A 12,202-nucleotide genomic window follows, 5' to 3' on the forward strand; every position below is an offset into this window, starting at 1 on the left:
ACCAAGCACATAAGGATAAGTCATGCTTAAACGTAGACGTACACATCAACTTAAACGTTGTATAAAGCACTCAACCGCCACTCGTCGTCGAGTGATGTTAAGAAATTTACATAAAAAAATAATTTGGCGCCGCCGCATGTTTGCTATGCAGCAAATGGCTGAATTAGACGCCTTAATAGCAGCAGCTGACTAATCGCTGTTACTATTACGAGCGGCCTGCTTTGCCGCCTTTATTTGTGCTCGGCGACGCTTAAAAAAACTAGAAATAGTCTCTGCACATTGTGTTTCTAATACCCCACCCGTTATTTCTACCTGATGGTTTAAACGAGGTTCTTGTAAAAGGTTCATAATTGAACCAGCAGAACCCGTTTTAGCATCGGCTGCACCAAATACTAAGCGTTTAATTCGGCTATGTACTAATAAACCTGCGCACATAGAGCATGGCTCTAGCGTGACGTAAAGAGTACAGTCAATTAAGCGGTAATTATTAAGTGCTTTTCCGGCTTCACGTACCGCTATCATCTCAGCATGAGCCGACGGGTCATTATCAGTAATTGAGCGATTATAGCCTGCGCTAATAAGCTGATTATCTTTAACAATTATAGCCCCTACCGGGATCTCATCTAGCTGCTCCGCTTGTTTTGCATACACAAGCGCTTGTTCCATCCAATATTGGTCGTCAAATGGCTCTATCATTATTATTACTTAACTATTTTTTATGCCGTAATTATACCAACTTAGCGCAATAAAATGCGTCATTGATCACTTTATTGCAAAAATAAAACAAATTTAAGTGGTTTGTCATGGCTCATAAGGCAGGATTTACGCTATAATCTCACGCTTTTTTTATTTAGCTCACAACACGGGTAGCAAATGAAATTTCCTGGACGCCGCAGGCATAAACATTATTTTCCAGTGGAAGCCAAAGATCCACTGACCAATCAACTTAACGCCACTGAGCGATTACACCGCAGCTATATTACGGGGATCGATCAAATCGTTGTTGATATAGAAGCTAAGGTTGACCAAGCTTTTCTCGATGAATTTCAATTGCGCCGAGGGATGTCGCAAGTTATAGATAATGACATCACCAATGCTTTATACGATCGCTTAAAACTAAACGACATGGTCGATTACGAATTCGCAGGCGGAACCGTTGGCAACACGATGCACAACTATTCCGTACTTGCTGATGACCGTTCGGTGCTATTAGGTGTAATGAGTGAAAACATAAAAATAGGCAGTTATGCTTATCGCTTTTTATGTAATAACTCAAGTCGCGTAGACTTAGACTACTTACAGCCTGTAGATGGTCCTATAGGCCGCTGTTTCACATTGATTGATGAAACGGGTGAACGCACCTTTGCCATTAGTGCTGGTCTGATGAATTACCTAAAGCCTGAGTCAATTGATAAAGAGCTAATCGAAGGCTCATCAGCATTAGTCATCAGTGCTTATTTAATGCGTACTCAAGGCGATGAAACCATGACCGAAGCGACCATGCAAGCAATCAAGTATGCTAACGATGCAGATGTACCGGTTGTATTAACACTCGGTACTAAGTTTCTTATCGAGCAGGATCCGACATGGTGGGCTAACTTTGTAGAAAAGCATGTTGATATCCTTGCTATGAACGAAGAAGAAGGCCAAGCAATTACTGGATTTGAAGATCCATTACTAGCTGCCGACAAAGCATTAGACTGGGTTGATTTAGTAATTTGTACTGCCGGTGAAAAAGGCTTATTTATGGCCGGTTTTGTTGATGACAGTTTCAAACGCGAAACAGAGTATCCACTTTTGCCTGGTGCTATCCCTGATTTTAATCGTTATGAGTTTTCACGTGCAATGCGTAAAGTTGACTGTGAAAACCCAATAAAGGCATATAGTCATACTGCTCCGTTTATGGGCGGGCCTGACTCGATTAAAAATACCAACGGCGCTGGTGATTGTGCTTTAGCCGCTGTATTACATGACTTATCAGCGAATGTTTATCATAAGTTGAATGTTGCTAATTCAGCAAAGCATCAGCAACAAGCCATTACCTACTCTTCTCTCGCACAAATTAGCAAATATGCTAACCGTGCAAGCTTTGAAGTGCTTGTACAGCACTCTCCTCGCTTATCTCGTGGTTTGCCTGAGCGCGAAGATTGTTTAGAACAAGTGTATTGGGATCAATAAGATCCCGTTACGCTAAACAAAGCTAAAATATCGATATATCAAGCTTTTTAGATAGCAGCTCTAATGCTGCTATTCCCGCCACTGAGTTACCAAAAGAGTTTAATCCTGGTGAATAGACTGCCACTGTAAATCTATTCGGTAACACCGCTAATATTGTTCCAGAAACACCCGATTTACCTGGCATACCAACACGATAACCAAAGTCACCTGCTGCGTCATATAACCCACTGGTAAACAACAACGAATTTAGTTGCTTGTTTTGACGACTAGAAAGTACTCGTTTATTCGAGCTGTAATCTATCCCTTTATTGGCTAAAAAATTGTACGCCTTGGCAAGTTCAATACAATTAAGTTCTATGGCACAAAAATTAAAATACGACCAAAGGACATCATCTACTTCATTCTCAAAGTTACCGAATGATTTCATTAAATGTGCCATTGCCGCATTTCTATGCCGAAACTCATATTCTGAGTTAGCCACTTGCTTATCAATTACGATACTTCGATTACCTGATAAATCGCGAAATGTTTCAAGCATAGAGTGCATTGGAGCTGATAAACGACTATACAAAGCATCACAGGTAACAATCGCTCCCGCATTAATGAACGGGTTGCGTGGTATACCTTTTTCAAACTCAAGCTGTGTCAGTGAATTAAACGCTGTTCCTGAGGGCTCTTTACCCACTCTACTCCATAATTCATCGCCATAACGTTGCAGCGCTAATGTCAGAGTCATTACTTTAGAAACTGATTGAATAGTAAAACGTTGTTCGCAATCACCCGCGCAAAATATCTCCCCCTCAGTGGTGTAAATGGCAATAGAAAACTGCTCAAGATCAACTTCAGCAAGAGCAGGGATATAATCAGCAACCTTACCTTGGCTCAATAAAGGTTTAACCTCTTGAGTTATCTCATTTAGCACTCGTTGATAATCACTGGTTGGCAATAGACACCTCAATAATATGCAAAGTTAAAATCAAATTTTAACACGTAGGATCTATAACTGCATGAGAATGTTAAGTCTATAAGTTATTAGTAATCTGATAGGAAGCATATACATGATGAGATTAGCGGACAGTCTATTTTTTAAGATATTAAGTAATTTATCTTTAAATTTAAAACAATAAAAAACAGTATTTTGCTGTAACGTGGTTCTGTTATTTGAAGCCAGTGCGCTAATTTATAGCGACAATACAATAAAACATCCCACTTTTTTGTTTAGATCCAAGCTGTTTTGTTTGATGTATAGGAATACGAATGCCATGGAGCACAGGATATGCAAGAGCGGCCACTACTAAGTTCCATATACAGTCTTGGCTTGATGTTTTACTTTATCTCAGACAACAAAAAACCCGTTACATTGCTGTAACGGGCTTCTTTAATTGGATCTTGGTAATGTCATGGTGCCCACAGCAGTAGAAAGTCACATAGCAAATGCGACAGTGGCCTTGTGCGGGGCTTGCCTTCGAGCTGTTTAGGAATACGAATGCCGTGGAGCACAGGATGTACGAGAAAGTCCACCACTGAGTTCGGCATGGGCTCTTGGCTATTTATTAAATCCCAGGCAGCAAAAAACCCGTCACATCGCTGTAACGGGCTTCTTTAATTGGATCGTGGTAATGTCATGGTGCCCACAGCAGTAGAAAGTCACATAGCAAATGCGACAGTGGCCTTGTGCGGGGCTCGCCTTCGAGCTGTTTAGGAATATGAATGCCATGGAGCACAGGATATGCAAGAGCGGCCACTACTAAGTTCCATATACAGTCTTGGCTTGATGTTTTACTTTATCTTAGACAACAAAAAACCCGTTACATTGCTGTAACGGGTTTCTTTAATTAGATCCTGGTAATGTCCTACTTTCACATAGCAAATGCTACACTATCATCGGCGCTGTTTCGTTTCACTACTGAGTTCGGCATGGGGTCAGGTGGGTCCAAAACGCTATTGTCACCAAGAAAATTCTTTTTTAATTTTCTTATTATTTATTTTTAAATTTAAAGTCTTTCGACTAAATTTGGAGCCTGGTAATGTCCTACTTTCACATAGCAAATGCTACACTATCATCGGCGCTGTTTCGTTTCACTACTGAGTTCGGCATGGGGTCAGGTGGGTCCAAAACGCTATTGTCACCAAGCAAATATGGTGCAAAGGATTAATGACAAAGCACGTAGTGCTTACATTTCCTTTGCGCAAGGTGCCTCAATGTTAACGCTACGCGCTAAGAGTCACCTCATAAATTTGGAATTCTGATAATAAAAGTTTTCAGTAATCTACTTTAGTTATATTAACTTCTTGCTTAAACTGTCGCATAAAACGCGTTTGGCGTTGTATGGTTAAGCCTCACGGGTAATTAGTACAAGTTAGCTTAATGGCTCACACCACTTCCACATCTTGCCTATCAACGTTGTCGTCTTCAACGGCCCTTCAGAGACTTTAAAAGTCTAGTGAGAACTCATCTCGAGGCCTGCTTCGCGCTTAGATGCTTTCAGCGCTTATCAGTTCCGAACGTAGCTACCGGGCAATGCCATTGGCATGACAACCCGAACACCAGCGGTTCGTTCACTCCGGTCCTCTCGTACTAGGAGCAACCCCTCTCAATTCTCAAACGCCCACGGCAGATAGGGACCGAACTGTCTCACGACGTTCTAAACCCAGCTCGCGTACCACTTTAAATGGCGAACAGCCATACCCTTGGGACCGACTTCAGCCCCAGGATGTGATGAGCCGACATCGAGGTGCCAAACACCGCCGTCGATATGAACTCTTGGGCGGTATCAGCCTGTTATCCCCGGAGTACCTTTTATCCGTTGAGCGATGGCCCTTCCATTCAGAACCACCGGATCACTATGACCTACTTTCGTACCTGCTCGACGTGTCTGTCTCGCAGTTAAGCTGGCTTCTACCATTACACTAACCGTACGATGTCCGACCGTACTTAGCCAACCTTCGTGCTCCTCCGTTACTCTTTGGGAGGAGACCGCCCCAGTCAAACTACCCACCAGGCACTGTCCGTAACCCCGATTCAGGGGCCAACGTTAGAACATCAAAACTACAAGGGTGGTATTTCAAGGACGACTCCACAAAAACTAGCGTCTCTGCTTCTAAGTCTCCCACCTATCCTACACATGTAGGTTCAATGTTCAGTGCCAAGCTGTAGTAAAGGTTCACGGGGTCTTTCCGTCTAGCCGCGGGTACACAGCATCTTCACTGCGATTTCAATTTCACTGAGTCTCGGGTGGAGACAGCGTGGCCATGGTTACACCATTCGTGCAGGTCGGAACTTACCCGACAAGGAATTTCGCTACCTTAGGACCGTTATAGTTACGGCCGCCGTTTACCGGGGCTTCGATCAAGAGCTTCTCCGAAGATAACCCCATCAATTAACCTTCCGGCACCGGGCAGGTGTCACACCGTATACGTCATCTTGCGATTTTGCACAGTGCTGTGTTTTTAATAAACAGTCCCAGCCACCTGGTCACTGCGGCTCCCGTCCGCTTAGAGAGCAAGTCTCATCACAGATAGGAGCGTACCTTCTCCCGAAGTTACGGTACGATTTTGCCTAGTTCCTTCACCCGAGTTCTCTCAAGCGCCTTAGTATTCTCTACCTGACCACCTGTGTCGGTTTGGGGTACGATTCGGTATAATCTGAAGCTTAGAGGCTTTTCCTGGAAGTATGGCATCAGCAACTTCATCACCTTGGTGACTCGTCTCGTGTCTCAGCCTAACAGCAACCCGGATTTACCTAAGTCACTAGCCTACACACTTTCACATGGACTACCATCGCCATGCTTGCTTAGCCTGCTCCGTCCCCCCATCGCAATTATACCAAGTACGGAAATATTAATCCGTTTCCCATCGACTACGCCTTTCGGCCTCGCCTTAGGGGTCGACTTACCCTACCCTGATTAACATGGGATAGGAACCCTTGGTCTTCCGGCGTGCGGGTTTTTCACCCGCATTATCGTTACTCATGTCAGCATTCGCACTTCTGATACCTCCAGCATGCCTCCCGGCACACCTTCAACGGCTTACAGAACGCTCCCCTACCACTCAAACAAAGTTTGAATCCGCAGCTTCGGTGCATAGTTTAGCCCCGTTACATCTTCCGCGCAGACCGACTCGACCAGTGAGCTATTACGCTTTCTTTAAAGGATGGCTGCTTCTAAGCCAACCTCCTGGCTGTCTGGGCCTTTCCACATCGTTTCCCACTTAACTATGACTTTGGGACCTTAGCTGGCGGTCTGGGTTGTTTCCCTCTTCACGACGGACGTTAGCACCCGCCGTGTGTCTCCCGGATAGTACTTTACGGTATTCGGAGTTTGCAAAGGGTTGGTAAGTCGGGATGACCCCCTAGCCTTAACAGTGCTCTACCCCCGTAAGTATTCGTCCGAGGCTCTACCTAAATAGATTTCGGGGAGAACCAGCTATCTCCCGGTTTGATTAGCCTTTCACTCCTAACCACAGGTCATCCCCTAACTTTTCAACGTTAGTGGGTTCGGTCCTCCAGTTGATGTTACTCAACCTTCAACCTGCCCATGGCTAGATCACCGGGTTTCGGGTCTATACCTTGCAACTATTCGCCCAGTTAAGACTCGGTTTCCCTACGGCTACCCTAATCGGTTAACCTCGCTACAAAATATAAGTCGCTGACCCATTATACAAAAGGTACGCAGTCACAGAACAAGTGGGCTCCTACTGCTTGTACGTACACGGTTTCAGGTTCTATTTCACTCCCCTCACAGGGGTTCTTTTCGCCTTTCCCTCACGGTACTGGTTCACTATCGGTCAGTTGGGAGTATTTAGCCTTAGATGATGGTCCACCTATATTCAGTCAAAGTTTCACGTGCTCCGACCTACTCGATTTCACTTAAAATGCGTTTTCATGTACGGGACTATCACCCTGTATCGTGGCACTTTCCAGAGCCTTCCATTAACACATAATAAGCTTAAGGGCTGTTCCGATTTCGCTCGCCGCTACTCTCGGAATCTCGGTTGATTTCTTTTCCTACGGGTACTTAGATGTTTCAGTTCTCCGCGTTCGCCTCGTTAACCTATGTATTCAGTTAACGATACCTGCAAGCAGGTGGGTTTCCCCATTCGGAAATCCTAGTCTCAAGCGCTTTTTACTAGCTTGACTAGGCTTATCGCAAGTTAATACGTCCTTCATCGCCTCCAACTGCCAAGGCATCCACCGTGTACGCTTAGTCACTTAACCATACAACCCAAACGGGTCTTTGTTTCGTGACAGTTTAACTTCGCCAGAAGTTAATATTGAATACTAAAGTAGATACCAATCAACAAACGAAACGTTCATTAAATGGCACTGAATGATACTGCTATCATTCTTTTTTACTTTTGAAAACTCTGTACAAATAACAATGTTATTCATACGAATTTTATTATCAGCTTTTCCAAATTTTTAAAGAGCATATTAATTAGTTAACCCAGAGGGTAAAACTAACTAACAATCATCTGTGTGGACACTACGAACAAATAAGTTCTAAATCGTATAAGGAGGTGATCCAGCCCCAGGTTCCCCTAGGGCTACCTTGTTACGACTTCACCCCAGTCATGAATCACTCCGTGGTAAACGTCCTCCCGAGGGTTAGACTATCTACTTCTGGAGCAACCCACTCCCATGGTGTGACGGGCGGTGTGTACAAGGCCCGGGAACGTATTCACCGCGTCATTCTGATACGCGATTACTAGCGATTCCGACTTCATGGAGTCGAGTTGCAGACTCCAATCCGGACTACGACGCACTTTAAGTGATTCGCTTACTCTCGCGAGTTCGCAGCACTCTGTATGCGCCATTGTAGCACGTGTGTAGCCCTACACGTAAGGGCCATGATGACTTGACGTCGTCCCCACCTTCCTCCGGTTTATCACCGGCAGTCTCCTTAGAGTTCTCAGCATTACCTGCTAGCAACTAAGGATAGGGGTTGCGCTCGTTGCGGGACTTAACCCAACATCTCACAACACGAGCTGACGACAGCCATGCAGCACCTGTATCAGAGTTCCCGAAGGCACCAAACCATCTCTGGTAAGTTCTCTGTATGTCAAGTGTAGGTAAGGTTCTTCGCGTTGCATCGAATTAAACCACATGCTCCACCGCTTGTGCGGGCCCCCGTCAATTCATTTGAGTTTTAACCTTGCGGCCGTACTCCCCAGGCGGTCTACTTAATGCGTTAGCTTTGAAAAACAGAACCGAGGTTCCGAGCTTCTAGTAGACATCGTTTACGGCGTGGACTACCAGGGTATCTAATCCTGTTTGCTCCCCACGCTTTCGTACATGAGCGTCAGTGTTGACCCAGGTGGCTGCCTTCGCCATCGGTATTCCTTCAGATCTCTACGCATTTCACCGCTACACCTGAAATTCTACCACCCTCTATCACACTCTAGTTTGCCAGTTCGAAATGCAGTTCCCAGGTTGAGCCCGGGGCTTTCACATCTCGCTTAACAAACCGCCTGCGTACGCTTTACGCCCAGTAATTCCGATTAACGCTCGCACCCTCCGTATTACCGCGGCTGCTGGCACGGAGTTAGCCGGTGCTTCTTCTGTCAGTAACGTCACAGCTAGCAGGTATTAACTACTAACCTTTCCTCCTGACTGAAAGTGCTTTACAACCCGAAGGCCTTCTTCACACACGCGGCATGGCTGCATCAGGCTTGCGCCCATTGTGCAATATTCCCCACTGCTGCCTCCCGTAGGAGTCTGGGCCGTGTCTCAGTCCCAGTGTGGCTGATCATCCTCTCAAACCAGCTAGGGATCGTCGCCTTGGTGAGCCATTACCTCACCAACTAGCTAATCCCACTTGGGCCAATCTAAAGGCGAGAGCCGAAGCCCCCTTTGGTCCGTAGACATTATGCGGTATTAGCAGTCGTTTCCAACTGTTGTCCCCCACCTAAAGGCATGTTCCCAAGCATTACTCACCCGTCCGCCGCTCGTCATCTTCTAGCAAGCTAGAAATGTTACCGCTCGACTTGCATGTGTTAGGCCTGCCGCCAGCGTTCAATCTGAGCCATGATCAAACTCTTCAATTAAAAAGTTTTATGTCTTTCGACAGCTCAATGAATTCTGAATTTATTTAATATCTTTCGATATTGAATTGACTGTGCTGAATAATTACTAAAAGTAACTATTCTGTTGGTCACTCAGTTTCTCTTTCGAGAAATCACATTGAGACTCTAAATTTGTTTGCCTTGTTACTTGCTCAATAAAGAACGAAGTAGCTTGGCTGTTAGAACTCAATCTGTACGAGTGCCCACACAGATGATTGCTTTATATTGTTAAAGAGCTATACCGGTTACCCGGTTGCGATTAAAGCGTTTAACTTTATCTCGCTAGGGCTGCGCATATTACGCTTTCCTATTTTTTTGTCAACACTTAATTTTAAACTTTATCAAAAATCTAAACTCAAGTTTTACTCGACTTTCTGAGCAGCTCCTGCTTCGCTATGCGTTGGCGTTCCCCGTCTCAGTGAGGTCGCATTATAGGGAGAATCGATTTTAACGCAAGCGTTTTTAAAGGCTTTTTTGCATTTAATTGTTACCCCAAAGATACCCCACCTAGACACACACGTTACCCACAAAACCCTGTGGATAACCCTGCATTTATCCTCTTTTTAAATGTAGAAAACAAAAAAGCATCTTTAGTTAGATGCTTTTATAAAGGTTCTAATTAGCCGTTAATATAAAATACTATAGAGCTTGCGGCGATATTTAGCGGCTAATGCATCGCCGTCAGGTAAAGAGGCGATTATTGCTAAGAAGTTTGGTTTGGCTTCATCATAGTTAAGATCTTTTTTAAGGATAGTAAAGAGTGCTTCTAATGCTTCTTCTTTCCTTCCTGCTTCATTGAGTAGGTTACTAAGTTCCATTTGTAATTCAAGCTCATTGGGATGCTTGGCTACTCTTTCTTGCAATGCTTTTATTTCAGGTGAATCGGTTGCCTCTAATGCGGCCTCACATTTTGCCTTAATATTATTAAAGTATGCATCTTGCTCTTTTACATCTATTGTTTCTATTAACGCAGCGGCTTCATCTAGTTTGTGAATCTGTATACATATATCTGCAAGCACTAATTTAATTCTCGCATTACGACTATCTAATTCATACGCTTGCTTAGCATGATTAAACGCGGCATTTAAATCACTATTAATAAGTGCTTGCTTGGCTTGCTCTAATAAAAGGTCTTGTTGCGCAGGTAAATGTTTAGATAATGCATCACGAACTTGGCTTTCTGTTTGAGCACCCGCTAATACATCAACTGGAGCTGAGTCTTTTAATAACACTAAAGTAGGTAAGGTTTGCAATCCAACTTGTTGGGCAAGTTGAGAGGCAAGTGCCTGCTCTGCATCGCAGTCTAAGTTTGCGACTACTATATAGTTGCTGTATTCAGCAGCTAACTTATCTAAAATAGCTGCTTGGCTAATACACTCTGGGCTTTGTGGAGAAAAAAAGTTAAGTAGTACTAACTTTTGTTGTGATGTTTCACCCAATACTTGCTGAAGGTTTTGTGCGTTAAGACTAACTATATTACTCATTGAATTATTGCCATGTTCATCTATTTAGGTTTTTATATGGTGATGAAGATAATAATTACAAGTCACCTGTTTAAATCATTTAAATACAATTGAAGGTAGTGAGGGAAATATGAAATTAGCGTATGTAAGTGCATTGTGTTTATTAGTCAGCCCATTATTGAATGCGCAAGCACTTAAGTTGGATCTTGATACCAGCATGCCGGCAATAGAAAAACTTTACTTAGACCTACATCAATCACCTGAATTGTCATATAAGGAAAAGCAAACAGGTAAAAAAATCGCTGAACGACTTCAGAAATTAGGGTTTGACGTAACCGATAATATAGGTGGTTATGGTGTAGTCGGAATTTACAAAAATGGTCAAGGCCCTACCGTCATGATCAGAACTGATACTGATGGCCTGCCTATAACAGAGCAAACAGGCAAAACTTACGCATCAACTATTACCACAATTAATGATCAAGGTAGTGAAGTTGGCGTTATGCATGGCTGTGGTCATGATATTCATATGAGCTCTTTTATTGGCACTGCAGAGCAATTAATTATGCATAAAAATCAGTGGCAAGGTACTTTAATGATGGTTGCTCAACCCGCTGAAGAAGTAGGCGGTGGTGCAAAAGCAATGCTCAAGGAAGGATTATTTAGCAAATACGCTAAACCTGATCATATTATTGCTTTGCATGTAAGCGCTAATGTTGCTGCGGGTAAAGTGGCAATGAAAAATGAATACACCATGGCCAGTGTTGATTCTGTCGATATTAGTATAAAAGGAAAAGGTGGCCACGGTGCTTACCCGCATACAACTATTGACCCTGTGATCATCGCAGCTCGAACAATACTTGCACTACAAACAATTACTAGTCGAGAGCTTTCTCCACTTGAACCTTCAGTGATAACGGTGGGTTCCATTCATGGTGGCTCTAAACACAATGTTATTTCTGATGAAGTTAAGTTGCAACTTACGCTACGCAGCTACAATCCAGATGTACGTAACGCACAAATAGCGGCAATTAAACGTATTACTGCAGGTATAGCACAAAGCGCAGGCCTCGAGGAATCTCTTTACCCTGTAGTGAAAGTTCATGAAGATGAATCAATTCCATCAACTTATAATAATCCAGTACAAACTAATCTTGTTCGAAACGCTATAAAAAGTGCGATAGGTGATGTAAACGTGCTCGAAACAGAAGCGGTAATGGCCGGTGAAGACTTTGGATTATACGGGCGCACCGACGAAAATATTCCTATCACCTTATTTTGGCTAGGTGGCGTTAACCAACAACAGTACGCCAAGGCAATAAAAAATAACGAAACACTGCCCTCGTTACATTCAAGTAAATTTGCGCCTGATTATAAAGTAGCACTGCCTACAGGAATAAAGGCTATGAGTAACGCCGCTGTGGCACTATTCAATCAGTAACCTTCAACGCTATATGTAAGCCCTGCGATTAATTTACCGTAGGGCTTTTTTTATAACT

At 43.7% G+C, this 12,202-nt stretch carries 6 protein-coding genes and 4 rRNA genes; 3 read left to right on the top strand and 7 right to left on the bottom strand.

The features are described 5' to 3' along the window. Positions 1-22: 22 nt before the first annotated feature. Positions 23-193 (top strand): hypothetical protein, encoded by a 171-nt coding sequence (locus BG00_RS17750; RefSeq protein WP_008468235.1) that lies wholly within the window; start codon positions 23-25, stop codon positions 191-193. Here the strand turns inward: BG00_RS17750 and tadA are convergent. Further along, on the bottom strand, positions 190-696 hold the full coding sequence (tadA, locus tag BG00_RS00580; protein ID WP_036979847.1) for a tRNA adenosine(34) deaminase TadA: 507 nt from the start codon (positions 694-696) through the stop codon (positions 190-192). The two genes, BG00_RS17750 and tadA, sit on opposite strands and share 4 nt — an antisense overlap. A 177-nt stretch (positions 697-873) precedes the next feature. On the opposite strand from tadA, the gene BG00_RS00585 reads away from it, so the two are divergent. After that, on the top strand, positions 874-2,178 hold the full coding sequence (locus BG00_RS00585) for an inosine/guanosine kinase (RefSeq protein ID WP_036979850.1): 1,305 nt from the start codon (positions 874-876) through the stop codon (positions 2,176-2,178). A gap of 22 nt (positions 2,179-2,200) precedes the next feature. Here BG00_RS00585 and glsB read toward each other — a convergent pair whose 3' ends face one another. From glsB to BG00_RS00615, 6 genes are all read right to left on the bottom strand, one after another. Then, positions 2,201-3,124 (bottom strand): glutaminase B, encoded by a 924-nt coding sequence (gene glsB / locus BG00_RS00590; RefSeq protein WP_036979853.1) that lies wholly within the window; start codon positions 3,122-3,124, stop codon positions 2,201-2,203. Between the two features lie 894 nt (positions 3,125-4,018). Continuing rightward, a 5S ribosomal RNA gene (rrf, locus tag BG00_RS00595) occupies positions 4,019-4,133 on the bottom strand. A gap of 64 nt (positions 4,134-4,197) precedes the next feature. Beyond that, positions 4,198-4,312: ribosomal RNA gene (gene rrf / locus BG00_RS00600) — 5S ribosomal RNA — on the bottom strand. 195 nt (positions 4,313-4,507) lie between these two features. Beyond that, a 23S ribosomal RNA gene (locus BG00_RS00605) occupies positions 4,508-7,393 on the bottom strand. 295 nt (positions 7,394-7,688) lie between these two features. Continuing rightward, positions 7,689-9,222: ribosomal RNA gene (locus BG00_RS00610) — 16S ribosomal RNA — on the bottom strand. The 16S, 23S and 5S rRNA genes sit together here, the layout of an rRNA operon. Before the next feature lie 644 nt (positions 9,223-9,866). Further along, positions 9,867-10,724: a tetratricopeptide repeat protein gene (locus BG00_RS00615; protein WP_036979855.1), complete on the bottom strand. Its 858-nt coding sequence runs from the start codon at positions 10,722-10,724 to the stop codon at positions 9,867-9,869. A 109-nt stretch (positions 10,725-10,833) separates the two neighbouring features. On the opposite strand from BG00_RS00615, the gene BG00_RS00620 reads away from it, so the two are divergent. After that, positions 10,834-12,144, top strand: coding sequence for a M20 metallopeptidase family protein (locus tag BG00_RS00620; RefSeq protein WP_036979857.1), 1,311 nt, complete (start codon positions 10,834-10,836; stop codon positions 12,142-12,144). Positions 12,145-12,202: the final 58 nt, after the last annotated feature.

The sequence above is a fragment of the Pseudoalteromonas sp. SCSIO_11900 genome (assembly GCF_000576475.1).
GTDB classification, from domain to species: domain Bacteria; phylum Pseudomonadota; class Gammaproteobacteria; order Enterobacterales; family Alteromonadaceae; genus Pseudoalteromonas; species Pseudoalteromonas tetraodonis.